This window comes from Paenibacillus sp. PK1-4R (genome assembly GCF_030369595.1).
Lineage (GTDB): Bacteria > Bacillota > Bacilli > Paenibacillales > Paenibacillaceae > Paenibacillus.
In genome coordinates this window covers 2,140,502-2,166,883 of sequence record NZ_CP126535.1, presented here as the reverse complement: position 1 = coordinate 2,166,883, position 26,382 = coordinate 2,140,502, and the positions used below count along the sequence as shown (strand labels likewise).

At 48.2% G+C, this 26,382-nt stretch carries 23 protein-coding genes; 9 read left to right on the top strand and 14 right to left on the bottom strand.

Translation table 11 applies throughout. The features are described 5' to 3' along the window. Positions 1–44 precede the first annotated feature (44 nt). The 3 genes from mdh to citZ all read right to left on the bottom strand — a co-directional run bounded on the left by mdh (position 45) and on the right by citZ (position 3,554). Positions 45–986 carry a malate dehydrogenase gene (gene mdh, locus QNO02_RS09490; RefSeq protein ID WP_289391878.1) on the bottom strand — a complete coding sequence of 314 codons (942 nt, stop codon included), beginning with the start codon at positions 984–986 and terminating at the stop codon, positions 45–47. 15 nt (positions 987–1,001) lie between these two features. Next, entirely contained in the window at positions 1,002–2,294 is a 1,293-nt protein-coding gene (gene icd / locus QNO02_RS09485; protein WP_076330335.1) for an NADP-dependent isocitrate dehydrogenase, read from the bottom strand. A 147-nt stretch (positions 2,295–2,441) separates the two neighbouring features. After that, positions 2,442–3,554 (bottom strand): citrate synthase, encoded by a 1,113-nt coding sequence (gene citZ / locus QNO02_RS09480; protein WP_091032543.1) that lies wholly within the window; start codon positions 3,552–3,554, stop codon positions 2,442–2,444. A 529-nt stretch (positions 3,555–4,083) separates the two neighbouring features. On the opposite strand from citZ, the gene ytvI reads away from it, so the two are divergent. Then, entirely contained in the window at positions 4,084–5,202 is a 1,119-nt protein-coding gene (gene ytvI, locus QNO02_RS09475; protein ID WP_091032547.1) for a sporulation integral membrane protein YtvI, read from the top strand. A gap of 101 nt (positions 5,203–5,303) precedes the next feature. Here the strand turns inward: ytvI and QNO02_RS09470 are convergent, their stop codons facing one another. The 8 genes from QNO02_RS09470 to QNO02_RS09435 all read right to left on the bottom strand — a co-directional run bounded on the left by QNO02_RS09470 (position 5,304) and on the right by QNO02_RS09435 (position 15,614). Continuing rightward, positions 5,304–5,702 carry an FxsA family protein gene (locus QNO02_RS09470; protein ID WP_036609835.1) on the bottom strand — a complete coding sequence of 133 codons (399 nt, stop codon included), beginning with the start codon at positions 5,700–5,702 and terminating at the stop codon, positions 5,304–5,306. Between the two features lie 7 nt (positions 5,703–5,709). Then, positions 5,710–6,246: an acyl-CoA thioesterase gene (locus QNO02_RS09465; protein ID WP_289391877.1), complete on the bottom strand. Its 537-nt coding sequence runs from the start codon at positions 6,244–6,246 to the stop codon at positions 5,710–5,712. Positions 6,247–6,347: 101 nt separating this feature from the next. Further along, the gene (pyk, locus tag QNO02_RS09460; protein ID WP_017689492.1) at positions 6,348–7,775 is read right to left on the bottom strand and encodes a pyruvate kinase; all 1,428 of its coding nucleotides are present in this window, start codon (positions 7,773–7,775) and stop codon (positions 6,348–6,350) included. A 105-nt stretch (positions 7,776–7,880) separates the two neighbouring features. Further along, positions 7,881–8,912 (bottom strand): acetyl-CoA carboxylase carboxyltransferase subunit alpha, encoded by a 1,032-nt coding sequence (locus QNO02_RS09455; RefSeq protein ID WP_289391876.1) that lies wholly within the window; start codon positions 8,910–8,912, stop codon positions 7,881–7,883. Continuing rightward, entirely contained in the window at positions 8,913–9,806 is an 894-nt protein-coding gene (gene accD, locus QNO02_RS09450) for an acetyl-CoA carboxylase, carboxyltransferase subunit beta (RefSeq protein ID WP_036609844.1), read from the bottom strand. A 405-nt stretch (positions 9,807–10,211) separates the two neighbouring features. Continuing rightward, entirely contained in the window at positions 10,212–10,400 is a 189-nt protein-coding gene (locus tag QNO02_RS09445) for a hypothetical protein (RefSeq protein WP_017689496.1), read from the bottom strand. A 283-nt stretch (positions 10,401–10,683) separates the two neighbouring features. Next, positions 10,684–11,175: a phosphatidylglycerophosphatase A family protein gene (locus QNO02_RS09440; protein ID WP_036609851.1), complete on the bottom strand. Its 492-nt coding sequence runs from the start codon at positions 11,173–11,175 to the stop codon at positions 10,684–10,686. A gap of 293 nt (positions 11,176–11,468) precedes the next feature. Beyond that, a complete protein-coding gene (locus QNO02_RS09435) occupies positions 11,469–15,614 on the bottom strand; it encodes a DNA polymerase III subunit alpha (protein ID WP_289391875.1) in 4,146 nt (1,381 codons plus the stop codon). A 269-nt stretch (positions 15,615–15,883) separates the two neighbouring features. Here QNO02_RS09435 and QNO02_RS09430 point away from each other — a divergent pair, with 269 nt between their 5' ends. The 3 genes from QNO02_RS09430 (at position 15,884) to QNO02_RS09420 (ending at position 17,147) form a co-directional block, all read left to right on the top strand. Next, positions 15,884–16,213, top strand: coding sequence for a YtrH family sporulation protein (locus tag QNO02_RS09430; RefSeq protein ID WP_026081169.1), 330 nt, complete (start codon positions 15,884–15,886; stop codon positions 16,211–16,213). A gap of 21 nt (positions 16,214–16,234) precedes the next feature. After that, positions 16,235–16,723, top strand: a complete 489-nt coding sequence (locus QNO02_RS09425; protein ID WP_017689500.1) for a sporulation membrane protein YtrI — start codon at positions 16,235–16,237, stop codon at positions 16,721–16,723. A gap of 82 nt (positions 16,724–16,805) precedes the next feature. Continuing rightward, on the top strand, positions 16,806–17,147 hold the full coding sequence (locus QNO02_RS09420) for a YtpI family protein (RefSeq protein ID WP_249911216.1): 342 nt from the start codon (positions 16,806–16,808) through the stop codon (positions 17,145–17,147). A 143-nt stretch (positions 17,148–17,290) separates the two neighbouring features. Here the strand turns inward: QNO02_RS09420 and QNO02_RS09415 are convergent, their stop codons facing one another. The 3 genes from QNO02_RS09415 to QNO02_RS09405 form a co-directional block, all read right to left on the bottom strand. Further along, the gene (locus QNO02_RS09415; protein WP_289391874.1) at positions 17,291–18,625 is read right to left on the bottom strand and encodes a DRTGG domain-containing protein; all 1,335 of its coding nucleotides are present in this window, start codon (positions 18,623–18,625) and stop codon (positions 17,291–17,293) included. A gap of 210 nt (positions 18,626–18,835) precedes the next feature. After that, complete coding sequence (locus QNO02_RS09410) at positions 18,836–19,120, bottom strand: hypothetical protein (protein WP_085981456.1); 285 nt, start codon at positions 19,118–19,120, stop codon at positions 18,836–18,838. A 320-nt stretch (positions 19,121–19,440) separates the two neighbouring features. Beyond that, positions 19,441–19,788 carry a YlbF/YmcA family competence regulator gene (locus QNO02_RS09405; protein ID WP_036609862.1) on the bottom strand — a complete coding sequence of 116 codons (348 nt, stop codon included), beginning with the start codon at positions 19,786–19,788 and terminating at the stop codon, positions 19,441–19,443. 237 nt (positions 19,789–20,025) lie between these two features. Here QNO02_RS09405 and QNO02_RS09400 point away from each other — a divergent pair, with 237 nt between their 5' ends. From QNO02_RS09400 to QNO02_RS09380, 5 genes are read left to right on the top strand one after another with little or no spacing between them, the layout of a single operon-like run. Beyond that, positions 20,026–21,393: a YheC/YheD family endospore coat-associated protein gene (locus tag QNO02_RS09400; protein WP_074094376.1), complete on the top strand. Its 1,368-nt coding sequence runs from the start codon at positions 20,026–20,028 to the stop codon at positions 21,391–21,393. A gap of 32 nt (positions 21,394–21,425) precedes the next feature. Continuing rightward, positions 21,426–22,616, top strand: a complete 1,191-nt coding sequence (locus QNO02_RS09395; RefSeq protein ID WP_289391873.1) for a YheC/YheD family endospore coat-associated protein — start codon at positions 21,426–21,428, stop codon at positions 22,614–22,616. Positions 22,617–22,676: 60 nt separating this feature from the next. Continuing rightward, positions 22,677–24,050, top strand: coding sequence for a YheC/YheD family endospore coat-associated protein (locus QNO02_RS09390; RefSeq protein WP_091032558.1), 1,374 nt, complete (start codon positions 22,677–22,679; stop codon positions 24,048–24,050). Next, positions 24,050–25,156: a YheC/YheD family endospore coat-associated protein gene (locus QNO02_RS09385; protein WP_091032561.1), complete on the top strand. Its 1,107-nt coding sequence runs from the start codon at positions 24,050–24,052 to the stop codon at positions 25,154–25,156. The genes QNO02_RS09390 and QNO02_RS09385 overlap by 1 nt, the downstream gene beginning before the upstream one ends. Positions 25,157–25,191: 35 nt before the next feature. Then, on the top strand, positions 25,192–26,370 hold the full coding sequence (locus QNO02_RS09380; protein ID WP_133384185.1) for a YheC/YheD family endospore coat-associated protein: 1,179 nt from the start codon (positions 25,192–25,194) through the stop codon (positions 26,368–26,370). Positions 26,371–26,382: the final 12 nt, after the last annotated feature.

Here is a 26,382-nt window from a genome sequence, read left to right as displayed (position 1 = left end):
TACCGGAGGTTTTCTTTTAGCTTCTGTTCAAAAAGTTTTCAAACTTACAGGTTTACTACCGAAATGACGTTGCGAACCGAATCAGCAGATTTGTCCAATCCTGCTTTTTCTTCCGCAGTCAGGTCAAGTTCGAATATTTTCTCAATGCCTTTACCACCCAAAATGGTTGGTACACCGAGGAACAGATCATTATAGCCATATTCACCTTCAAGATAAGCGATCACTGGAATGATACGTTTCTTGTCCTTCAAAATCGCTTCGGTCATCTGAACAAGTGAAGCCGCCGGTGCGTAATATGCACTGCCGTTACCAAGCAGATTCACAATCTCACCACCGCCAACACGTGTACGCTGAACGATGGATTCGATCCGGTCTGCCGGAATCAGCGTATCGATCGGAATACCTCCCACGCTCGAATAACGAACGAGGGGTACCATATCGTCTCCGTGGCCGCCAAGAACGAATCCACGAACATCTTCAACGGATACGTTCAACTCTTGCGCAATGAAGGTACAATAACGTGCTGTATCCAGAACACCTGACTGACCGATAACACGGTTTTTAGGAAAACCAAGGGTCTGATAAGCAGCATAAGTCATCGCATCCACCGGGTTGCTTAGAATAATGACGATGGAATCAGGGCAATATTTTTTCACATTTTCACAAACGGACTTCACAATACCCGCATTCGTATTGACCAGATCGTCGCGGCTCATACCCGGTTTACGGGCGATACCAGCCGTGATAATTACAATCTCAGAACCTGCAGTATCTTCGTAGTTGGAAGTACCGACGATATGACTGTCAAATCCTTGAACAGGACTTGCTTCCATCATATCGAGTGCTTTCCCCTTCGTCGGGTTCTCCAGTTGAGGAATATCAACCAGCACAACATCCCCGAGCTCTTTTTGGGCAAGCATTAATGCGGTCGTAGCACCGGTAAAACCGGCGCCGACTACTGTGATTTTTTTGCGCTGAATAGTCAAGATTCACATCTCCCCTTACAGGTTTTTAATGATTTGATCCGCGAATTCAGAACATTTCACTTCAGTAGCGCCGTCCATCAGACGTGCAAAGTCATACGTTACTGTTTTATTGTTAATGGATGTTTCCATACCTTTGTAGATCAGGTTAGCTGCTTCTTGCCATCCCAAGTGCTCAAGCAACATTACTCCGGACAGAATAACAGAACCAGGGTTCACGACATCTTTGTCCGCGTATTTAGGTGCAGTACCGTGAGTTGCTTCGAAGATAGCATGTCCTGTTACGTAGTTGATGTTCGCTCCAGGAGCGATACCAATTCCGCCAACTTGCGCTGCAAGTGCATCGGACAGATAGTCACCGTTCAGGTTCAATGTTGCGATAACATCAAATTCGCCTGGACGAGTCAATACTTGTTGCAAAGCGATATCGGCAATCGCATCTTTTACGATGATTTTACCAGCATCTTCAGCGGCTTTTTGTGCTGCATTCGCTGCATCTGTACCTTCGTTATCTTTGATGATGTCATATTGTGCCCAAGTGAATACTTTGTCAGCGAACTCTTCTTCAGCCACTTCGTATCCCCAGTTTTTGAAGGCACCTTCGGTAAATTTCATGATATTACCTTTGTGTACCAATGTAACACTCTTACGATTGTGATCAATTGCGTATTGAATTGCTGCACGTACCAAACGTTTCGAACCTTCGGAAGAAACTGGTTTGATACCAATACCGGAAGTCTCAGGGAAACGGATTTTGTTAGCACCCATCTCCTGTTGCAGGAATTGGATCACTTTTTTCACTTCTTCAGAACCTTCAGCATACTCGATTCCTGCATAGATATCTTCCGTATTCTCACGGAAAATGACCATGTCTACCAGCTCAGGACGTTTAACCGGAGAAGGTACACCGTCGAAATAACGAACAGGACGCAAGCATGTGTACAGGTCAAGCTCTTGACGCAGGGCAACGTTCAGGGAACGGATACCGCCACCGATTGGCGTAGTCAATGGGCCTTTGATCGCTACGATATACTCACGAATGGCTTCCAGTGTATCATTCGGCAACCACTCACCGTATGTATCGAATGCTTTTTGTCCAGCAAACACTTCATACCATGCGATTTTTTTGTTGCCATCATAAGCTTTTTCAACAGCTGCATCCAATACACGTTTGGAAGCTTTCCAGATATCACGGCCTGTACCGTCACCTTCGATAAATGGAATGATTGGATTACTAGGTACTTGAAGTGTACCGTTATCAATTTGGATTTTTTCGCCTTCAGTTGGGTGAGCAAATTTTTCTAATTTCATAGTTAAAATTCCTCCTAGGTTTCGTATATGCAGTATTCATCATACCACTAGTCTTGTTGAGAGAAGGGTCCTGAGAGCTTAAGCCAGTAACGCCTCTGCTTTCCAACCCTTCACCTCGTCTATATTATTATACTGTTTTTGCGGCTATTAGCGAAGTTCAATAGAAACGTATTTCTGTTCTGTAGGGCCAGTGTACTCCGCACGTGGACGAATGATGCGATTGTCCGCAAGTTGTTCCAGAATATGCGCAGTCCATCCAGACACCCGGCTGATGGCAAAGATCGGAGTAAACAATTCCTGTTCGATCTCCAGTTGGGTATATACAGAAGCAGAATAGAAGTCTACGTTAGGCTTCAGTCCTTTTTGTCCTGTTACCAGTTCCTCGATCTTCACAGACATCTCATACAAGCGCGTATCATTGTTCATCTCGCCAAGTTCCTTGGACATCTTCTGTAAATGTTTGGCGCGTGGATCACCGTTTTTGTATACGCGATGTCCAAAGCCCATGATCTTTTCACGGTTGTTCAGTTTTTCCTGAATAGCCGCTTCCAGACGATCAGGCGTGCCAATCTCATTCAACATTTTCATAACGGCTTCATTAGCACCGCCATGCAGTGGCCCCTTCAGTGCGCCAATGGCGGAAGTTACACCGGAATAGATATCCGACAGCGTAGCAACCGTTACACGGGCTGCAAATGTCGAAGCGTTTAACTCGTGATCCGCATGCAGGACAAGCGCTTGGTCCAATGCTTTTACTGCGGTCTCGGATGGTTCTTCACCAGTCATCATATATAAAAAGTTCTCTGCGATGGAAGCGCCTTCTTTTGGAGCCACAGGTTCTTTGCCCTGACGGATACGGGCGATGGCTGCCACAATCGTTGGCAACTGTGCTTGCAACTTAACGGCTTTGTTCTCATTCGCTTCCGTTGTCATCTCATCCGCTTGCTCGTCGTACAGTGCAAGTGCAGAGATCGCGGAACGAAGTGCTGCCATGGTACTGACGTTTTTCGGATACAATTGGATTTGTGCAATCAACTCGCTCGGAATCGGCGCGTAATCGCTCAGGCTTTTACGAAGGGATTTCAGTTCATCTGTTGTCGGCAATTTACCAAACCACAACAAATAGGCAACTTCTTCAAAGCTAGCATGTTCAGCCAAATCGTCGATATCGTAACCACGGTATGTGAGCACACCGTCTACAATAGAACTGATCGAAGAGGTTGTTGCAACGATGCCTTCCAGACCTTTGGTAGCTGTCATATACATCTCTCCTTTAATAAGCGAAATCAGGAACCATTCCAGAGTGTCATATAAGTGCCAAAATGCACCTATTCTCTTTTTGTAAACATTTTCATTTTAAAATTAACAAATATTTCAAACTGCGGTTTTCCTATCTGTCAATCGGTATTTACTTATAACATCATACTGGATTTTGTCGTTTATGTGAACATGATGAGAGTTCATTCGCACATCAAACTTCTTTATCGGACTGATAAAGCATTTTTGAAAGCCTTTACAAAAACAAGGTTGACATTTAATGTTTTTTAACCAATCCTGTCGTATGAGGAACTTTCTATTGCTATATTCTGTAATACTAAGGCATACTCTAGGCAAAAGAAAGAATCCCCGTAGATCTTGTTCAAAAGTCCACTTCTGAACAAGATCTGGTAACATCCCGGCGTTTCAAAACCTTGTAAATGCTCTATATTAATTAAGATAGCCATCTATTTCTAATACTGCTTCACGGATATACATAGGTCGGCTTAATTGAAATAAGGAGAGTTGATGCTTGGATAGAATTATAATGAAACGCCTGCTCCGTGGCTTATGGGTTATCATTGCGGCCGTTCTGATCGCCGTTGCCATATACTTGCTGTTCCCGCTTTTGTACCCTTTTGCGATTGCCTGGATTATCGCCTATGCCATGAATCCATTAGTGAAACTGCTTCAGCATCGAGCACGATTCCCGCGCTGGCTGGCTGTGACTCTTTCATTGATCCTTTATTTTGGAGCCATTGCAGTGGTGTTGTCTGCGGCGATTACCCGCATGGTGAAAGAAGTCATTTCACTTACGACAAGCTTTGATCTTCATGTTGATGAGATTAAGGACACGTTTGTGCGCTGGACCCAGAATGACACCATTCAAAGTTTGACTGCGCAGATCAATGAATTTTACAAGGAAAATCCCAACTACCAGGAAACTATTAACAGCAATATTAGTAAAACGACCGAAACAGTAGGTACAGCCGTGACCGATCTGGTCACCGGATTTTTCAACATGATTCTGAGTCTGCTGACTTCCCTGCCTAACATGGGCGCGGTATTAATCGTTGTGTTGTTGTCTACATTCTTCATTAGCAAAAGCTGGACCCGGCATGGCATTACCGTATCGGGCTGGGTGCCTTCTTCCATTCGCAAGCCAATATCAGACATATGGACTGACCTTAAAAAGGCTTTGTTTGGGTATGTAAGAGCACAATTGATCATGATCTCGATTACAGCACTATTCGTCATGATTGGACTGCTTATATTGCAAGTCAATTCAGCCTTCACCATCGCTCTGATGATTGGTTTGGTCGATCTGCTTCCTTATCTGGGTGTTGGCCTTGTCATGGTGCCTTGGGCAGCATATCTCTTTATGAATGGGGATCTGTATCTGGGTATTGGCATTAGTATTATCTATCTGATCTTATTGATCGCCCGTCAGATTATTGAACCGAAGGTACTTGCAAGTAGTGTAGGTCTCGACCCACTTGCCACGCTGGTTGGCATGTTTGTGGGTTTGAAGTTGTTCGGTGTTCTGGGCTTGATTATTGGCCCTGTCAGTCTCGTGATTCTCGATGCGTTCAATCGGGCTAACGTATTACGCGACCTTAGAACGTATATCATCAACGGACGTGTCCGATGAGGCATCATCTTATGAGCACCCAGGAAAAATAGAAAAGGCTTCGTTCAACAGAAATCATCTGCTGAGCGGAGCCTTTGCCACTATGCATAACAACTGGTGTTTCATTTCGGACGGCGATAAAACGTAATTTTACCACTTTTCATTTTTTTCTCCAGCCACCCCAGGAAGAACAGACGGTAAACCGGACGTGTTAATGGAAATACCAGTGTAAACCCGATCAGATCCGTTACAAAACCTGGAATCAAAAGCAGGAAACCACCGACAAAAATAAAAAGACCATCGACCATTTTTCTTCCAGGTACCTTGCCACGCTCCATCTCGGATTTGGCGTCCACAAGTACTTTTCGCCCTTCAAACTGCAACATTGCTATACCAATCAAGGACGTGAGAATCATGAGAAGCAATGTCTTTCCGGCTCCGATCCAGTCACTCATCAGAATAAAACCAAATAATTCAATCACCGGAATGATTAAGAGTAAAGCCCACATCCATTTTCGCATTGACGTATTACCCCTTTCCCGAAAGCCACACCTTTTCAAGCGCGCTGTATAGCTCAGAGGCTGCCTTATCCAGCCGAACTGGCTTCCAGTCCCCATTCACCCATACATGCTGGGTAGAACCTGTAACTAGCCGTTCACCAGGGAGTGATTCATCAGCTGACCATACCCGTTCTCCAAACGCCATATGCTCATCAGGTTCTTCAGACATGCGTCTTACGTCATACTCATAGTTCAGTCGCAGACCACTAAATGCAGCAATACGGGTGAAAATGATAATCTCATCATCATATCGGGCAGGCTTGTGATACTTCACATCCAGTCCGGTTACGGGAAGCAGTAACCCCTGTTCCTCCATTTTACGATATGTATACCCCATTTGGCGAATCATCTCAGTTCGACCGATTTCAAACCAATTCAAATAGTTCGCGTGGTAGACCACGCCCATCTGGTCACTTTCTTGATAGCGTACACGAAGACGTGCCGCATACCAGTTACCATTGCTCTGTTCTCGCACGTTATCGGCCTCCTTCGTTCTATCATTCATACGTGTTACATGGTTGTAAAGTGTCAATAAGATGGAAAAAAAGCAACGGGACAAGAACGCCCCATTGCTTCTTTCCTGTTGCTTCTCCATCCAAGACGCTATTAAGCGTTGTTTGGAATTTGGCTTACTTTAATCAGGTTGGTAGAACCGGAACGACCCAAAGGTACACCTGCTGTGATCACAACCAGGTCTCCTTCTTTAACAAGTCCGGATTTTACGCCGCCTTCAATTGCATTTTCGAACAAAGCATCCGTGGAATCAACCAGTCTTCCTTTAACAGGAGTTACACCCCAAGCCAGAGCCAAACGACGGGAAGTTCTATCTTCCGTAGTCACAGCGATGATTGGAGATTCTGGACGATACTTGGAAATCATGCGTGCAGTATGTCCTGATTCAGTCGAAGTAATGATCGCTTTTGCGTTCAAATCTTGAGCTTGGAGAGCAACCGATTGGCTGATTGCTTCTGTAACTGTTGTTTGTTGAGCAACACGTTGTTTCAGGTACAACTCTTGGTAAGGCAGAGCCGATTCTGCTTTTTCAGCAATACGGGACATAGTCAGAACAGATTCAACTGGGTATTTACCCGCAGCTGTCTCACCGGACAACATGATTGCGTCCGTACCGTCGAAGATCGCATTCGCCACGTCACTTGCTTCCGCACGTGTTGGACGCGGGTTACGTTGCATGGAATCCAGCATTTGTGTAGCTGTGATAACCGGTTTACCTGCAACGTTACATTTTTGGATCATGCGTTTTTGTACCAATGGTACTTCTTCCGCAGGAATCTCAACACCCAGGTCTCCACGAGCAACCATCAGGCCGTCAGACACTTCAAGGATTTCGTCGAGGTTATCGACACCTTGTTGGTTTTCGATTTTGGAGATGATCTGGATATGTCCAGCATTGTGTTTTTCAAGCAATTCACGAATCTCAAGTACGTCACTTGCTTTACGTACAAAAGAAGCCGCGATGAAATCGACACCTTGTTCGATACCAAATACGATATCGTTAGCGTCTTTTTCGGTGATACCCGGCAGAGAAATGGCAACGCCCGGAACGTTAACACCTTTTTTGCTTTTGATCGATCCGCCGTTAACGATACGGCATTTGATCTCGGTGCCTTGCACTTCCACCACAGTCAGTCCGATCAGACCGTCGTCGATCAGAATTGTAGATCCCGGTTCAACATCATTCGGAAGATCTGTATACGTAATGGAAAGACGTTCTTTGGTGCCCAGAATTTCTTCTGTTGTCAAAGTGATGTACTCGTCTTGAACCAATTCGATTGGTTCAACTTCGAGTTTACCTGTCCGAATTTCCGGTCCTTTGGTGTCCAGCAGGATCGCTACTGTTTTGTTCAACTCTTCGCATGCTTGGCGAATCGCAATGATCCGTCCGCCGTGCTCATCGAAATCACCGTGGGAGAAGTTCAGACGGGCCACATTCATACCGGCCATAATCAATTTTTTGGTGTTCTCCAGAGATTCACTGGATGGACCAATGGTACATACAATTTTCGTTTTACGCATTTTGGGTTTCCTCCGATTTTAAAGGTATTACTCTTTATCTATTTTTCTTTTTCCAACTATTAAATTTACTATACTTTTGCTCATTTGTATAGGAAATTCGTCACATTATTCAGCATTTCCCGACAAATTACTCGCAACATCGACTTCTACAAGCTCTTGAGGGGCTTCAATGGTTGCTTGAGGTTCAAACGTGACCGATCCAATTTTACGGAATTTCTCATAACGATCCTGTTTCAGCTGATCCCCGCTCCAACCCTTCATATCGTCCAGATGACGGACCAAGGCTTCACTGATGAAAGCAGCAGACGCTTCATAATCCCGATGAGCACCGCCGCGTGGCTCAGGGACAATCTCTTCAATGACTTCCATCTCGAGCAGGTCTTTGGCTGTTATTTTCATTGCTTCAGCCGCCTGATCTGCCTTGGATGCATCCTTCCAGAGAATCGAAGCAGCGCCGTTCGGAGAGATTGCAGAATAGATCGCATGTTCCAGCATCAACACACGATTACCCACAGCCATAGCGAGGGCACCGCCGCTTCCACCTTCGCCGATGACCACAACAATAACAGGAACCGATAGCTTCGCCATTTCCATCAAGTTGCGAGCAATCGCTTCCGATTGACCTCTCTCTTCTGCAGTATTACCCGGATACGCCCCTTTAGTATCAATAAACGTAATAATAGGACGGCCAAATTTGTTCGCTTGTTTCATCAGACGCAGTCCTTTTCGGAAACCTTCTGGATGAGCGCTGCCGAAAAAGCGGGCGATATTATCCTTCGTATCTTTCCCCCGCTGTTGTCCGATTACCGTTACTGTCTTTCCATTCAACTTGGCAAGTCCGCCAACAACCGCAAGATCGTCTCCGAACATGCGATCACCGTGCAGCTCAATGAAGTCTGTAAATATCAGCTGGATCAGGTCCAGCGCCGTTGGGCGCTGCTGATGACGGGCCAGATGCATCTTCTGAGCTGCTGTTATGCCAGTGTAGATCTCTTCTTCAAGTCTATGGTAACGTTCTTCCAGGCGGGCAATCTCGTCCGTAAAGTCGATGCCTTTTTCCTGTCCAAACTGCACGAGTTCATCAATCTTTTTGCGCATCTCAACCAGAGGCGCTTCATATGGCAACTCACCCGCCATTTAGACCCCTCCTTTTTCACTATGCATATCCAAAAGCTTGCCAAGAGTGGCCCGAAGTTCTTTCCGGTGCACAACCATGTCCAACTGACCATGTTGCATATTAAATTCAGCCGTCTGGAAATCATCAGGTAACTTCTGACGGATTGTCTGTTCGATAACAATTCTGCCGGCAAAACCAAATACAGCGCCAGGTTCGGCAATATTAATATCGCCCAAGCTCGCAAAACTTGCCGAGACTCCACCTGTCGTTGGGTCCGTAATGACCGAAATGTACAGCCCGCCCTGTTCATCCAAACGGGATAAAGCTGCGCTTGTTTTGGCCATTTGCATGAGGCTGAGAATACTCTCTTGCATCCGGGCACCACCTGATGTTGAGAAAATAATCAATGGCAACCGTTTCTCTGTGGCATGCTCAATGGCACGGGTAATTTTCTCCCCTACAACAGAACCCATGCTGCCTGTGAAGAAATCAAAGCTCATGACAGCCACAACTACAGGCAGGCCATCAATGGTTCCTTCCCCTGTAATTACCGCTTCCTTCAGACCCGATTTCAGACGCTGTTGTTCCAATTTGTTGCTATATCCAGGAAAGCCAAGTGGATCAACCGATATCATATCAGCATCAAACTCAACAAATCCTTGATCATCAAGTACCATAGCAATGCGCTCCATAGCGTTAAGACGCATATGGTAACCGCAGGCAGGACATACTTTCAGATTTTTCTCCAATTCCTTGCTATATTGAATGGTGCCGCATTTGCTGCACTTGTTCATAAGCCCTTCAGGTATTTCACGTTTTGGGCGTTCTAGGACTTCCTGGCCTTCGCCGGGAAGTGCACGCTCGGAAGGTATGGTAGCGTACTTCCGTTTCTTCTGGAATATATCTTTGAACACAACTACACCTCTCCAGCCGTTGATTTGATGGCCGCAACCTGCAGAGCGCTGCTTGTGGCAGCTTCATCCGCGTGTTACGGTAAACCGCTTACGACCCACACGCTGCCATGGGCCTTGTCCAGCATTCACAACAAAAAAATCCGCCGGTACAGGGCAAGGATCACCGGCTTCTGTCAGCACGATTGATGTTACCTGCAAAAACCGAAAGATTGTTGCGCCGATGTTTGAATCTATCTTGGTAGGGTCTCCGGGAGCAACCAGGTCGGTCCTTGTCCTAACAAAAAAAGAAGGAAGGACAGCAGCATACAATACATGCAAGTCGATTCCTCTCTCCGCTTACGCGATTAGTCCCTTATGTACCGATGGTACTTCTTCATCTGCCAAGGCACGTTGATGTCGAACGAATCAGGAATGCAGAATGGAATTCAGCACTTCCTGGACCTCTTCCAATTCCCCAGAAGGGACGCGAATCTCAAATTGCTGCTTGGATAAACTGATGGGACGGGTCTGTACCAGAAAACCTTCTTCCGAAAGCTTGGTCTTAATCTTGTCCGCAACCTTTGCTGTCGGCGCAATGTAAATCACCGTCCACATGCCTTGTCCGCCCCCTAAGCTAATGTTCAGAGCCCGTATATTGGACTAATGATAACATACCTCACTTTTTTTCTGCAAGAAAGGGTTCGGGACCTTTGGGGAGAATTTGGGATCATGAGGGACATTAGTCCCCCACGAATAACTCATATGGTTGACGAAATCTTCTTGTTCTTACCTCTTCCATAAGCAGCCGCAAGCTTATCAGGGCAGCCTCGGCCGCCCTTGATGACTTCATATGAGCCATTGGAGTGACAACAGCATATAAGCATGGAAATACAGGGGGTTACAGGTCTGAGGGGTATTTTTTGGCTTTAATATTTTTGTGTGCAATCCGGGCAGATGCGGCAGCCGCCACCCCTGCGACCAGATCATCCAAAAAGACATGAATGGCTGTTGTGTGTTCGTTCAAATCATGAATTACACCTATTTTTTCTTTATCCAGATAACCAAAGCTGGTTAAACCGATCATACCATACACATGAGTAATGCCGAGGGCCAGAGTCTCGTCCACTCCATACAGGGATTCATCCGCTTCCATAATAGCCTGTAACGGTTGGGGCAAGAGTTTTTTCTCCGCAAGTTCGTCGAGAGCAATACCGGTATAGAGCGTATATTGCACCTCTCGTTTCTGCAGAACGGATTTCACGCTGGTTACACAGTCGTCCAAGGTCAGTTCGGGGTGGTACCCTTTTTGCAGACGGTATACAATTGCTGCGATTGCATCAATCCGTACACCCCGCCGGGCCAGCATGGCTTCTACGATTTCATATGACATATCTCGACCTCCCGCATCAATCCCCCGAGGACCGCGAGGTCCTTCGGTGTTCTCAAGTGTATGCAGCAACCTGTTAAAATGTTCATAAAATGTGCGGATGGTTGAGACCAGTAACACCTTGGACTGATATAGGATTGTACATTCAGCGCTGAACTGTAGTGGTTCTGCAATTCGTTTGTTTAAATTATTTCGTCAGGGGAACCGTGCTAAAACAATCACAAAAAAACCTGTTCAGCATTGAGCCAAACAGGTTTCATATTATGGATAAGAACTATAACTTACGGGATAACCGCTTATTTAATTTTGACTGTACCTTCACCCAGCATCTTCTCCATATCGGAGAACAAGGTTGGTGATGGTTTAATCCGATAGGCATCACTCAGCGCTAGCAGCTTCTGTTGCTGCTCATAGAAGAGCACCGTTGCCACAGGGCCGGGGTGCTCCTGAAGCAGCTGCTTCAGACGTGCCAGAAGCTCAGGCTTCTCCGCATGCGGGGCAATCTTCACGAACACCCGCTGCTCCACCGCCCGCAGTTCGCGGCTCTGCGCCGGGCTGCCAGCCGCCTCAGCGGCACCGCCCGGCCGGGAAGCCGCAGCCGTGGCTGCGCCCGTACCCGCCGCATCGCTGCGCGTCGCTGCCGAGCCTTGGCTCCCGCTGCTGCGCGCACCGGAAGCATCCCCGCCTGCGCTGCTGCGCTGCGCTTCGGCTCCTGCGCCCGCTGGCCGCCGCGGCGAAGCCGACTGCGCCGGGCGCGAAGAGCTGCCGCTGCCGGGCTTGCCGCGCCGGTCACGGCTGCGCAGCTGCTGCTCCAGTGCCGCCGGTGACAACGGCACCACTTCCTCAGCCAGCAGCTTAAACCCTTCGTCCTGCTGCTGCACTTTGGCACGCACGACGAGCAGTTCACCTTTCCCGACATGCTGCTGGCTACGCCGCCATACCTCGGGAAAGAGAACGACTTCACAGCGTTCAATCTGGTCTTCCAGCTCCATGAACGCCATAGCCTTGCCCTGTTTCGTCGTGATCGACTTCACGGACACAACCATTCCTGCGGCGACGGTCATCGTGTCGTCTGCCGCCTCGGTCAGCTCCATGATCCGGTCAGCCCCACTCGATTCCAACACATCTTCATAGTCATCCAGCGGATGCCCGGAGAGATACAAACCTAACAACTCACGCTCTAGCTCCAGTTGCTGCCCTGAGGAATAAGGAGGAATTTCCGGGTATTCAATCTCCCAGTTTGGCGTCTCAACAAAGTCGAACAATTGAATCTGCAGATCCTCGCGTTCCTTGCGCCATTTCAACGCCGCCTCAACAGTTTCATCCAGCATCGCCAGCAATTGGGCCCGGTGACCAGGTAATGTATCAAAAGCTCCGGCCTGGATCAGCGATTCAATCACCCGTTTGTTGCATACACGCAGATCCACACGACGACAAAAATCGAGCAGACTGTCGAACGGTCTCTCCTGCCTTACGATCATAATGCTTTCCATTGCTTGGGTACCAACATTTTTCACAGCGGCAAGACCAAATCGTATTGCACCCGTTAATTTTTCCTTATCTTCATCCGCATTTGCATTAGACACTGCATCGTTTTTCTTCACAGAGTACAGTTCACCTTGCTCCGAGTGCGAAGAAGACGCTTCTTTCCCCTGGTCATTACCATTTTCCGTTGAAGCAGCCGTCACCAATCCCGGTTCCTTCCGGTTGTCGGATGCCTCAGGCATGGATGTCGCTGCTTGCCACTCATATCCGCCACTGTCCTCTTCCGGTCCAGGACCGGGATCATCCGGCAGAGGTGCTTCACCATATTCTGCTTGTCCCGAATGCCCATCATCCTCATGAACGCGATCTTCCCTGAAGGAGCTCTCATTACCGTTCGCGGCATGTTCTTCAGCCGAGCTTCCGGGGTTACTCTCTGCATCTGCTCCCGCATTCTGCTGCGATACATTGCTCTGATCCCCAGCTCCTGCGCGGCCGGACGGCACAAATACAGGTGTAAACAAAATACCGCTCTCATTCACATCCGGCGGAAGCACCTCCATGTCCATACGTCGACATTCCACCACGTACTCTGCCACTTTCCGATGACTGCCCATTACGGCTGTTAACATGGATGCCATAAAATGAACCGGATAATGCGCCTTCAGATACGCCGTCTGGAACGCAAGCACACCATATGCCGCGGCATGAGCACGCGGGAAGCCATAGTTGGCAAACTTGACGATCATATCGTAGACCAGGTCTGCCTCTTCTTCCCTATACCCTTGTTTCAGGCTGCCTTGTACAAAGTGTCCACGCTCCAGATCCAGCACTTCCCGTTTCTTCTTGGAGACCGCTCTGCGGAGCAAATCTGCCTCACCCAACGAGAAACCCGCCATCCGGGAAGCAATCTGCATGATCTGTTCCTGATACACGATGATACCGTACGTATCTTTCAGGATAGGCTCCAGATCCACATGGGGGTAATCCACTTCAATCTGTCCATGCTTACCCTGAATGTATTTGGATATGAACTCCATCGGACCCGGACGGTACAAGGCAAGTACAGAGATTACATCTTCAAAACTACTTGGCTTCATCTCTTTCAGCACACGGCGTACCCCGGCAGATTCCAGTTGGAATATGCCCATCGTGTCCCCTCGCCCAAGCATCTCGTACGTTAACGGATCATCATCGGGGATAAGGCGGAAATCCGGAATTTCTCCATGTTCCCCAATCCAGCGTACACACCGCTCAATGATTGAGAGGGTACGTAAACCAAGAAAGTCCATCTTAAGCAACCCGATCGACTCCAGGTTTTCCATGGAATACTGGGTTAACGCTGTCCCTTCACTGCCCTCCTGAAGGGGCACCGCATCGGTCAGCGGGTCACGGGAGATAACCACTCCCGCTGCATGCGTCGAAGCATGGCGTGGCATACCTTCGACCTTCATCGCCATATCCAGCAGTTCACGTGTCTTGGGCTTGGTTTCATACAGCGCCTTCAGTTCAGGTGTAGCTTCCATGGCCCGCTCGATGTTAATGCCAAGCTGCGCCGGAATCAGCTTTGCAGCCTTGTCCACTTCACCATAAGGCACATTCAGGGCCCGCCCAACATCACGTACAGCTGCACGGGCAGCCATCGTTCCAAACGTAATAATCTGGGCGACATGGGCTTTGCCATATTTATGCGCGACATAATCAATGACCTCATCACGCCGTTCATCACTGAAGTCAATATCAATATCAGGCATGGAGATCCGCTCAGGATTCAGGAACCGTTCGAAGAGCAGGTTGTATTTCATCGGGTCAACATCGGTGATGTGCAACGTGTACGCTACCAGACTTCCTGCCGAGGAGCCCCGGCCTGGTCCAGTAACAATGCCTTGTTTATGCGCATAGGCGATAAAATCCCAGACTATCAAAAAATAATCCGAGAATCCCATGCTGTCGATTATACCCAGCTCATACGCCAATCGTTGTTCGAGTTCGGATCGAAGCTCCGCATCTGTCCAGCGTGTGGACTGTGCATAACGATCCTCCATTCCTTCTTCGCACAGCTGACGCAGATACGCCGAAGGGCTGAGTCCATCAGGAAGCGGTCTGTATTCCGGCAAAATCGATTTGCCGAATTCCAGCTTCAACTCACAGGACTCTGCAATGCGGACGGTGTTTGCCAGAGCTTCCGGTACATGAGGAAACAGACGAGCCATCTCTTCTTCACTTTTCAGATAGAGCTGATTGGTTCCAATCCGAAGCCGATTCTCATCATCCACGGTCTTGCCTGTTCCGATACAGATCAGCACGTCCTGAAGCTCAGCATCCTCTTCCGACAGATAATGCGCATCATTGGTCGCTACAAGCGGAATCTCAAGCTCAGCAGCCAGTTTGATCAACTGCGGATTCACCCTTTTTTGCTCGGAAAGCCCATGATCCTGAAGTTCCAGATAGAAGTCGTCACCAAAGATATTTTTGTAGCGTAACGCCGCACGTCTTGCCTCTTCTTCTCGCCCATGCAGCAGATGCTGTGGTACTTCACCACCCAGACACGCGCTTAGACAGATAATGCCCTCATGATGGGCAGCCAGACTTTCCATATCTACACGGGGTTTGTAATGAAAACCCTCGAGATGTCCAATCGAGCACAATTTCATCAGATTACGGTAACCCGTCATATTTTTGGCCAGCAAAATCAAATGATGAATCGGTTGATCCTTGCGGCTTCCCCGCTCTTTGCGGGACCCTGCTGTCATGTATGCCTCGCAACCTATAATCGGCTTGATGCCTCTCTCCATACATGCTTTATAAAAAGGAATTGCACCATACATCACGCCATGGTCGGTCAGCGCAAGTGTCGTCATTCCGAGATCTGCAGCCTTATTCACGAGATCCGGAATACGCGCAGCGCCGTCCAGCAAACTGTATTCGCTGTGAACGTGCAAATGCACAAAAGAACTCATGTTTTTTTCTTCCTTTCGCCGCAGATAGTCGCAGCATCGATCTTCTGATCCGTCTGCTACCCTATCTATCTCATATATATATGAATTAAATAAATAAAAAAATGGAACCTCCTATTAAAATTCATGACAACCTCATAAAAAGGAGACTTTATTATTCTATTTTATCATAACGTTCGGGGGCACGCCCATACAATAGAAGTACAAGCCGCTCCCCCTGTGACAGACCGAAGACAGGAGGTGTGCTGCTAGGTCTGAAAGGGGTGTTGCCAGTGAGCACATTTTTGTCCAAAGCCATTCTTGATTTCTTTATTGCGTTTGGAATCGTGCTGGGCGGCGCGATGATCGGAGGTATTGGAGCGGTGATCTCTCTCCAGCCTCCAACACAGACGATGCTCGATATTTCTGGAAAAATAAAGATATGGGCACTCGCAGCCGCTGTCGGCGGCACAATAGATCCCATGCGTGTCATCGAGAGCAATTTCCTGGATGGTAACCTGTCTCCGGCGGTCAAACAAATCCTGTATTTGATCTCTGCTTTTATGGGCGCGCATATGGGAACCGAGCTGGTGAAATGGGTGTGCGGCGGAGGCCGGAGCTAATATGAGACAGGAACAGCGTTCATGAGAATTCCGCCATTTTCCCGTTACCGCCCCCTAATGCGAATGACCGCTGTGTTTGTTCTGGGAATGATCGCTGGATGTGTCGTCTACAACGGTGTATTTCACCTGAGTTACAATGCGTTGTGGCTGAATAATCAGGAGCTGCAGCTTCAGCTGCATCAGAATGAGGAGGATATCAAAACGCTGAAAAAATACAGTAAACGCCAAACCGTTATCAAGGAAATCAAGGTCCGTGCAGAAGAATCGGATAAGGGGCCAGATGAGGCTTCTCTGAAAGTGATGTTACAGAAGCTTGGAGACGAACTTGAGGTACTTCGGGGCAGAGATGTATTCAACATCGATGAGTATAGCAAAATGACGAGAATCATGCTGAATCAGAAAGTGTACTCGGTGAGGGAAAAGGAGTACACCGTTCAGGTCAAAACGATGCTGGTTATGGAAGGCGTACTGCAAGTTTGGGTACAGATTCGCATGCACGTTCCTGCGTAACAGCAAAAAACTGCCCTTGTCTACATCTCTCCATGGTACAATAAGGGCAGTAAATGCTTTCCAGAAAAGGAGCTGCGTCTTTGTGTTCATTGATGTACTCAAATATGCTCTAATTGCCATCTTTGCTGTTGCCATGGTTTTTGCAGCGTTAAACAGTATTCGTTCACACAGAAGTTCGGATGCTGCCAGAGCCGGTCTGTACCGTTCGTGGACAAATATCTGGATGGGTGGCATGCTTGTCGTGCTTGCGCTGATCCTGATGTTTGTCTTCACGGGTTCCACTTTATCTGTGGTTGTGGAAGCGCTATTTCTGATTATGGGTGCGTATAATGTATTTGCCGGAATACGTAACCGCAGTTATTATGCACGGCTTCAACAACGGTCCAGTAATGGATCAGGTACAACCTCCGGACAATCTGCATGATCCGTTGAATCGCTCGTTGTTTTTGCAAAAAGAGAGTACTTCCCCTTCGTTAAGCGAAGCCAGAACCGCGCGACAGCGCAACCCGGCAGAGCTTCTCGATCAGGGAGTACTCTCTTTGTTTATGCCCGAGGCAACGTACCCTATTAGGCATGGTCAATCGACTGCAATGTCATTACCGCTTTGCATACCACACTGCCTTCACGGGTAACCACAATGTCCATTTTGCATGTTCGACGGCTGGTTTCCAGAATTAACGGTCGAACCAGGATCTGATCCTCAATCTGTACCGGTCGAACAAAGTAAGTCGTTATATTATCCACCACATGGTCGTTCCCTGTAACATCCCAGGCTGCCCGCCGGCCAGCCTGGGTCATCACATTCAACAGAACACCTTCGGAGATCGTACCCAGATCCGTTGCCATCTGGGGAATGATGAATCCGTGAAATAACAATTCGTTCTGTTCACCACGCTCCTCGGCAAACCCGTTCCAGATCAGATGATCAAACGTCTCTCCCAGTTGTGGCTGCTTCTGTGCATCCCGCATCGCCTGAAGCACTTCCTTGCGTGTGACGGACGCAATCAGTTTGCGATTCCGATCCACAATGGGCAGAAAATCGATGCCTTCCCAGGTCATAATCTGGGCAGCAGAAGCAAGAGATGTCTGCAATGAGGCCGTAATCGGGCGGCGTATCACACATTTCTCAATACTTTGATCTTCTTTCAGCTCACTGACATCCTTCAGACTCACAATCCCGATGACCCGGTTCCATTCATCCACCACCGGGAAGCGATGTTCGCCCGTCTCCGATACCAACATATGAAAATCTGCAGCTGAACTGGTCACCTTCAGCACCTGCAAGCGAGGTTTCTGACCAATGATATCCTCAACAAGCATAATTTTTTTCTTAATCAGCCGGTCGAAGATCGCACGGTTAATCATCGAAGCCACCGTGAATGTATCATGTCTGGATGAAATAATCGGTAGCCCAAGCTCGTCAGCCATAATTCTTACTTCACGACTTGTCCCAAAACCACCCGTAATCAACACGCCCGCTCCCTGTTCGAGGGCAAGCGAGTGAGCATCTTCACGGTTACCTACAATCAGCAGACTCCCAGCGTCAATATAACGGGCCATTGCCTGTTCTTTCATCGCACCAATCACATACTTGTGCAGCGGTTTGGCGAGACCTTCGTTCCCCCCCAGCACATGGCCTTCCACAATGGTCACAACATCAGCAAAGGTCAACTGTTCCGACATGCCCCGAGGTCTCTTCTCGATCCGCACCGTTCCAATTCGTTCCTTGGTCACGACCAGCCCGAAGTTCTCCGCCTCTTTCACCGCACGATACGCTGTCCCTTCACTTACACCCAGCTCCCGCGCAAGTCCACGTACTGATATTTTGCTGCCAACCTTCAGTTGTTCAATATGTTGAAGTAACTGTTCATGCTTCGTGACGTTCTCTTCCTGTCCGTCCAACTGTACCACCCCCGAAGATGCATCTGTACTATACTGTATCTATTATAACACGGCTCTAGGAAAATAACCCCACCTCTACCCATTCTCATAGGCAAGTTCGCCATCTGAATTTAATCATCTGATTAACCTCTAATTCTGTATGTACCAAAAAAGACCGGCCCCCTTGTATCAAGGGATTCCGGTCTTCCATGTTGGATCTCATACTGTACCTTATACAGACTCGCTCCGCTCCTGCTTGTCCAGCAGTTTCATCTCCCACTGCCGCAGCTTCGCCCGGCGAACGGCTTCCAGTGCACGCTTCTTCTCTTCATCCACACCGAGAATAAAATGCAGATGTGCACCAACGATTAATAAGGAGAACAGCACCCATACGATGCCAAAAATATTAACCCAGTCCATTCCTCCAGCAAAGGAAATCCGCGGCAGTGCAATGACCAGCATCGACAACGCAATAAGCAGATAGATCACATGTTTTGCTTTTTTCAACCTCTTCACCATTCACAGCTCCTTCGTTCTTGATCGACTCTATATGTCTAGTCTATGAACGATAAGGAGCCAATATGAAAGGTTCAGGTAAAAAAACAAGACAACCTTTTAGTACGTGTTCAAAAAGATCAGTTTTCAGTACCGAGAAGATGGAATGAAGCTAGAAATGGAGCAGCGGAGCGTAGGACAACTACGTGAGCAACTAAAATGTTTCCAAAGGAAACAACCTTCGTAAGCCTCCCGCTTATTTCGGCTGAATTTCATATTCGATGCTGATGATGCCTCTAGGCATCCTTCGTAATCAAAAGTGGACTTTTTGAACTACCTTTTTACGCTTCAGCGCCACCGTACAGATGACCCAGGCTATCAGCAATAATTTTGTTCACGTCTTCAATGATGACACTGAGGCGACGCTCCGCATCGAACAAGCGACGGATGTTCAGATTCAAGCTCAGTACTTCAAACAGTTTCTCCATTTTCTCCATCTCATCCGGAGCTGGCATATCCCCGCTCATCATACGTTGTTGCAATTCCATTTGTTGATCACGGAAGTTATCCAACATTGCTTTTGCATCCGGATCAGCTTCAATCAGCTTCATCGCGGAAGTAATCTCTTCCACCTCGCTGCTTTCTCTCAGTGCTTTGGCCAAATCATTGGCTTTGTCATAAATGTTCACTATTATTCCTCCTCAGATTGGTTTGTTCATCCGTGTTAATACACGCTTTTCTCTCCTGTCAAACAAGGGCGATCTGAAACAGGTCATCAATAACCTGCCTCGAAATCAAATGCATTTAATCCATATGGGTCAATCACCAAGGGTTATATGTCCTCATATGATGAAGCACATGCCATGTTCAGATGCCGTTCAACTTCGAGATCAGACATCAAGTTGCCGCCCGGAAGGAGATCCGTGATGTCCACTAAAAAAGTAACGATTCAGGTTACCGGCTCGGGCATCCTGCAGGACGACGTCATCATGCTGGGCGAAGGGGTACTCAAGGCGCTTAAAATCCCTTCAGGAAGGCCGCTTCAGCTGCAATTTGGCTCTTTCCGCCGAGAAGTCACTGTCATTCCGGTTCCAAGGTATGACGGGCTACGCATCAATCAGACAGTTGCCAGCAAGACCGGTCTCGTTCCACGTTCGGTCCTGAGGGTATCCTATCGTTCAGCCAGCCGTACGCTTCGCCTTGGACCCTACATCAGTGTACTGGTTAGCCAGGATTATCCCGATCAGCCCGATCGGCCCTTTGGCTCCATCACGATGTTCTGTCAAGAACTGGTGAACGCCTGCCGTAAGCAAGGCGCCTATGTATCCTTTTTCACACCGGAGGATATTGGAGCGGTAACGGGTTATATGAAAGGCTGGGTGTATGATGACGGCTGGAAAAAGACTGTTCTGCCTGTAGCAGACGTCGTCAATAACCGGCTAACGTCCCGCAAGCTTGAGAACAAACCTAGCGTACAGCATTTTATGAAAGAAGTAAAATCGCTCTACGGCACGCAAACCTTCAATGAAAAGTTTCTGGACAAAAACGAAGTGTTTGACGCACTCAAGTCCATTTCAACGCTTAAACGAGTTCTTCCCGAGTCTCATTTGCTCAAGACGTCCGCCATGCTCAAGACGATGTGCAACCGACATCCGGTTGTATTTCTGAAGCCCGTACGCGGTTCTTTGGGTAAAGGGATCATCCGGGTCTCACGTCAGACTGACGGAAGCTTCCTGACTCTGGCGACTGGCGTCGGGGGTACCCGGAAACAAACGTATACTTCTCTGGATAAACTGTATGCCAGTATGTCTGGGAAAATGAAAACAACGCGTTATCAGATCCAACAAGGGCTGACTCTCATTGACAACAGTGGCAGACCCGTGGATTTCCGTGCGCTCGTGCAAAAAAACCGTACAGGTAAATGGAGTGTAACCTCCATCGTCGCCCGGATTGCGGGCGGGAGTCACTACGTATCCAATCTGGCACGGGGTGGAAGTCTCAGCACCGTCAAGGATGCTGTTGCCAAAACACAGTTGTCTGGATCAGCCAAAGCTTCCGCGTATGCAGGATTGCACACCGCAGCACTGGATATCGCAAAAGGGATCGAGAGTGCCATCCCTGCTCATTTTGGTGAACTTGGTATTGATCTGGCTCTGGACACCACTGGGCGCGTATGGCTGCTCGAAGTCAACTCCAAACCATCCAAGAATGATAATACACCACTGAGTGAGAGCAAGATCCGCCCTTCCGTCAAAGCCATGCTTGAATACTCTACGTACCTGGCGGGTTTTTGAAAAGTTATTTCATAGAGGAGAGGTGCAGCGTAATGTTTCCATCATCTCAGACCAAGACACTGGCCATTCTGGTACGTGCAACCGAAGGCTCACCTCCCTTTACAGATGAACTTTTCTGCCGTCGTCTCAGTTTGGGGAGCATGCGATACGCCCTTCAGATTATTGTGATCCCGATATCGAATGATGCAGTCCATCTCCCTCTTCAATGGGGATATGCCTATCATCAAGGGAAGTGGAATTCGGCACCTGTTCCTGCAGTCGATCTCATTATGGATCGTTGTCTTCGCCCTATCTCCAGGTACGTCAGACAACAGCTTAAGGAATGGATACCAACCAACGGCACAGATCAACACCGTTATTGGTCTGCTTCCCTTCCAGGAAAATGGGAGGTACATCGTGTGTTGTCCCGAAATCCTGAATTGAGGTCACAACTTGCTCCCACAACCCGGATAGGATCGCATATTCCTTGGGAAACATGGCTCGACCGTTGGCCCAGAGGACTGTTCTTCAAACCGGTATCCGGGACTCATGGCAAAAACACCTTTCGCCTGTCTCAGGGAGCGACTCCATCAACATGGGTCGTGGAGGGGCGTAACGAGGACAATGAACCCTTTCTTCTTACATTCAACCATACCCAGGCTGTATCTTCCTGGCTAGCATTACATCAGGCTGAGCGTAAGATGATCGTGCAGCCATATCTGGATCTTAGCCATCATGGAAGAGCATTCGACATACGGGCTCTAATGCAAAAGAATGGGCAAGGTCGCTGGACGCTTACCGGATGTATGGTACGGGAAGGACCCGAAGGTTCACTCACGTCCAATCTTCACGGTGGGGGTAAAGCATATCCTGCCCACGCATATCTGCTCCAGCGATATGGAACAATCCGCACGGAAACTCTGCTGAAGAGCATCCGGCAGACTGCTACTCTTATCCCCACCCTGCTGGAAAGCCGTTTCGGCAGGTTAGCCGAATTGGGGCTTGATTTCGGAGCAGATGCAGAGGGCCAACTCTGGCTAATTGAAGTCAACTCCAAACCAGGCCGCACCTCATTCGCAGAAGCGGGCGACCGACGCATGCATACCCTGACTTATACCCGGCCGCTTGCCTATGCCCGTTATCTGTTGCAACAACATGTTCTCACGGACGTCGTTCGTCCAATGAAATTGCCGAATACATCCAGCAAAGCTGGCCTGAAACCCATCCCGATTCACGGCGGCTGAGGCCCGCAGCGCCCGCTTGCCATGGAGCCCAAGGATCTTTTCAGGATAGGAGGATAAATCATGAGTTTGACCTTTTGCAATCTGCATTTCACCAAGCAACCGGATAAAGTGGTTTATGTATCCAACGCTTTAATGAAGAGCCTCAACCTGTCCGGCAAAAAAACGGTGCACCTTCGCTTCGGGCGTGACCGGGTACCTGCAACGATCAAACCAATCAAAAAAGCAGGTAAACATCTGTATCTCGCTTCAGGTATCCGTAATATGATGAACGTTCCCAAACGGGGCAGTATTTATCTCCGGAATTTGCAAAATGATGAGGTCCAGTTAGGTCCACTGATTGGCGTACTCTCTGATGGACCTGCGACGAGCACTAATCCATTCGGTTCCCGTACTGGTTTCATCAAACAGTTACTGCGTGAAGGCAGCCGAAAATCCTATATTTATGCCTTTACTCCCCGGGATATCAATTGGCAGAATGAGACGGTATCGGGTTTTTTTCTGAATGATAACGGAAGCTTCACACGCAAAACAGTACCTCTGCCCGATGTTGTCTACAACCGATTGCCGAGCAGACGCTCAGACTTCTCACCAGCAATCAACCAGCTGCGGGAACGATTTGTTCGCCGAAAAATTCCGTTCTTCAACTGGAGCTTCTTCAACAAATCGGATATCTATACGTTGCTGGAGAACGAGCCGGCAGCAGGACGTTATATCCCTGAATCGATTACCAATCCTTCCGTTGAACAGATGAAGGAAATGTTGGAACGCCATCAGTTCGTCTACTATAAGCCTACTGCTGGAAGTCTGGGGAACGGGATCTACCGCCTGACTTATTCGCCCAAACGCGGATATTTCGCACGTTATCGCAAAAAAGGCGGTAATGCACTCCTGCGTTTTGGGTCCTTCAACAGTCTGATGCGCATGCTTCAGGGAAGACATGGCAAACAGCTACGCGGATATGTTGTTCAGCAGGGAATACGTCTAATTGAGATTGATGAATGTCCAATTGATTTTCGTTTTCACATGCACAAAAATGGTAACAATCAATGGGTTGTTGTCGGGATTGGAGCCAAAAAGGCAGGACGTGGCAGCGTCACAACACACATCAAAAATGGCGGCTCCCTAATGACTCCTGAGCAGGCGCTCAGTCGCAACTTCGGCGATCGTGCGGGAGAAGTTCTTCAGCAGGCCAAATCCGTCGCTATTACACTGGCCCAGGCGATTGAAACCCAGCACCAGCATCTGATTGGTGAGATTGGCTTTGATCTGGGCATTGATCAGGAGGAACATGTATGGATGTTCGAAGCGAACGCCAAACCCGGGCGCTCCATTTTCCGTCACCCTTCACTCCGGGTGGAGGGCAAATCGTCGGTGGAGCACATCTTGGAACACTGCCTGTATTTGAGCAAGTTCCGGAAGAAGGAAGAAATTTGATGAGCCTTCATGATGATTTCAAACCTGTCATTGCTGTTTTGACCATGCATGATAAACAGCGCATGTTCAGGGGAAATCATCAAAATTTTCAGGATATCTTACAGACAGGCGAGAGCATGGGATACGTGGTGTACATTGTGACTGTGCGGGATCTGAACGTGAGTGGTCCCACCGTGAAAGGATATACGTACAACAAGGGGAGTGGAAAGTGGGTTTCACAACCTTTCCCCCTTCCCCATGTTCTGTACAATCGTATTCCCAACCGGGAAGACGAAGGAAAACCTTCCGTTCAGCGCAAGATTGACGAATGCATGCAATCAGGAATCGAACTGTATAACCCATTCTTTTTTAACAAATGGGATCTGTTCGAATGGCTTAAGAAGTCCAAATCGACTCAGCAACTGATCCCTTATACTCGGCGGATGCGAAGTGCTTCTTCTCTGGGTGCCGTTTTACGGGCGTATCCCTATCTGTACCTTAAGCCCGAGAGCGGCAAAGCTGGCAAAGGAATCATGATGCTTAAATTCCAGGAAAAAGAACGGCTTCCCTACCGACTCAAAATACAAACCACACGTAAAAGCACGACCTATAAAGCAGCTACACTCTCCAAGTTATGGGCACGAATCCGCAAAGAAACCGGACATACGCCCTATATCATGCAACAAGGCATTGAATTGGCATCCTCTCGTAAACGCCCCTTCGATTTGCGTGTTCTTGTACAAAAGAACACCAAGGGCCAATGGAGCGTAACCGGTGTAGGAGCGAGACTTGCTGGCTCCCGCAGCATTACAACTCATGTGCCACGCGGCGGGAGCGTAGAAGACCCTGAGAAGCTGCTGACTGAGCTTTTTGGCGAAGAAATGTCAACAACCCTGATGAAACGTGTGAAATCCACTTCATTAATGATAGCAAGACAGGTAGAACGGGGATCAGGTTACACGCTCGGAGAAATGTCCATGGATCTGGGCATTGATGACCTGGGGGAACTCTGGTTCTTCGAAGCCAATGCAAAGCCCATGAAGTTTGATGAACCACAGATCAGACGGCGGTCATTGGAACGTATATTTCACTACAGCGCTTATCTTGCCCGTCAGTCCAAACGATGACAGACAGGAATACTGCAAAAAGAAGGTGATTGTTTGTGTCCTCACCTGTTCTGGGCATTATGACGTTGTACTTAAATGAACATCGCGCTCTTGAAGAACGAAGCGTTTATCGCAGAATGATTCTTGAAGGGCGCAAGCGGGGACTCGATATCTATGTATTCACACCAGCCGACGTACACCCCGGCGGCAAACAAATTGAAGCCATGGTTTTTCATGAGGGAAAAGGCTGGTCCAGGGAGTGGCGATCATTCCCGGACCTGATCTTTGATCGCTGCCGGATTCAGCGTAATCGAAGGTTCCAGCAATTGCTTGCTTTTCGTGAGAAATATGGGCATCTGCTCTTTCTGAACAGGCCACTGCGCAATAAATGGACCATCCATCAGACCCTTTTACAAAAAGCAAACTTTCGTGAACATCTGCCGGAAACCGCTCTATTTCAGGATATGTCCGATGTAAACCGGATGCTCAAAGTTTCTTCTCTGGTCTATCTCAAACCCATTAATGGAACAGGCGGACGTGGTATTCTGCGCATTGAACGCAGCAGTAGCGAGGCTAATACGGTGCTTGTTCAGGGGCGGGATCAGAAGCGTCGTATCATCACTCCACGTAAAGTTCATTTATCACGACTTGGCGCGTTGCTCCAGCACTGGAACATGAAAGACAAGTATCTTGTACAAAAGGGCATTCAACTTCAGCTTCCGAATGGACGTGTGCATGATTATCGCATGCTCGTTCAGAAGAACGGTGAAGGACAATGGGAGCTTACTGGATGTGCTGGACGCATGGGTGCAGAAAAAAGCGTGACCTCCAATCTGCATGGCGGCGGTCAGGCAATAGCGATGAACCGACTCATGAAGCAATGGATCGAAGATGACGACCTCCGGGCAGAAATTAACACAACTGCAGAAACGTTTGGCATTGATGTTGCTTCGTTTCTGGAAGATACGTATGGGGACCTGTGTGAGCTGGCACTGGATTTGGCGATTGACAGAAGCGGACGTATCTACCTGCTTGAAGTTAATCCCAAACCTGCGCGTGAAGTATTCGCTCGTATCGGGGAGCGGGATATCTATTATAAAGCCATCACTCAACCGCTGGAGTACGCCTTATGGGTATATCGCAACAGACCTCCCGGAACGTCCAGAAAGCCAGCCATTCCCAAGCCCGTTTCGCAAAAAAACGCCAAAGTAAAAAGAAAAAGGAAAGTCAAGTGAATGGATAAGACA

Excerpts from the sequence above, each read along its gene's own strand:
- QNO02_RS09390 (WP_091032558.1), top strand. The coding sequence starts at position 22,677 with ATGAGTTTGACCTTTTGCAATCTGCATTTCACCAAGCAACCGGATAAA.
- pyk (WP_017689492.1), bottom strand. The coding sequence starts at position 7,775 with ATGCGTAAAACGAAAATTGTATGTACCATTGGTCCATCCAGTGAATCT.
- QNO02_RS09395 (WP_289391873.1), top strand. The coding sequence starts at position 21,426 with ATGTTTCCATCATCTCAGACCAAGACACTGGCCATTCTGGTACGTGCA.
- QNO02_RS09385 (WP_091032561.1), top strand. The coding sequence starts at position 24,050 with ATGAGCCTTCATGATGATTTCAAACCTGTCATTGCTGTTTTGACCATG.
- QNO02_RS09445 (WP_017689496.1), bottom strand. The coding sequence starts at position 10,400 with ATGTGGACGGTGATTTACATTGCGCCGACAGCAAAGGTTGCGGACAAG.
- QNO02_RS09465 (WP_289391877.1), bottom strand. The coding sequence starts at position 6,246 with ATGAATGATAGAACGAAGGAGGCCGATAACGTGCGAGAACAGAGCAAT.
- QNO02_RS09455 (WP_289391876.1), bottom strand. The coding sequence starts at position 8,912 with ATGGCGGGTGAGTTGCCATATGAAGCGCCTCTGGTTGAGATGCGCAAA.
- QNO02_RS09400 (WP_074094376.1), top strand. The coding sequence starts at position 20,026 with ATGTCCACTAAAAAAGTAACGATTCAGGTTACCGGCTCGGGCATCCTG.
- QNO02_RS09435 (WP_289391875.1), bottom strand. The coding sequence starts at position 15,614 with ATGAGTTCTTTTGTGCATTTGCACGTTCACAGCGAATACAGTTTGCTG.
- QNO02_RS09470 (WP_036609835.1), bottom strand. The coding sequence starts at position 5,702 with ATGCGAAAATGGATGTGGGCTTTACTCTTAATCATTCCGGTGATTGAA.
- citZ (WP_091032543.1), bottom strand. The coding sequence starts at position 3,554 with ATGACAGCTACCAAAGGTCTGGAAGGCATCGTTGCAACAACCTCTTCG.
- icd (WP_076330335.1), bottom strand. The coding sequence starts at position 2,294 with ATGAAATTAGAAAAATTTGCTCACCCAACTGAAGGCGAAAAAATCCAA.
- QNO02_RS09425 (WP_017689500.1), top strand. The coding sequence starts at position 16,235 with ATGAGAATTCCGCCATTTTCCCGTTACCGCCCCCTAATGCGAATGACC.
- QNO02_RS09440 (WP_036609851.1), bottom strand. The coding sequence starts at position 11,175 with ATGTCATATGAAATCGTAGAAGCCATGCTGGCCCGGCGGGGTGTACGG.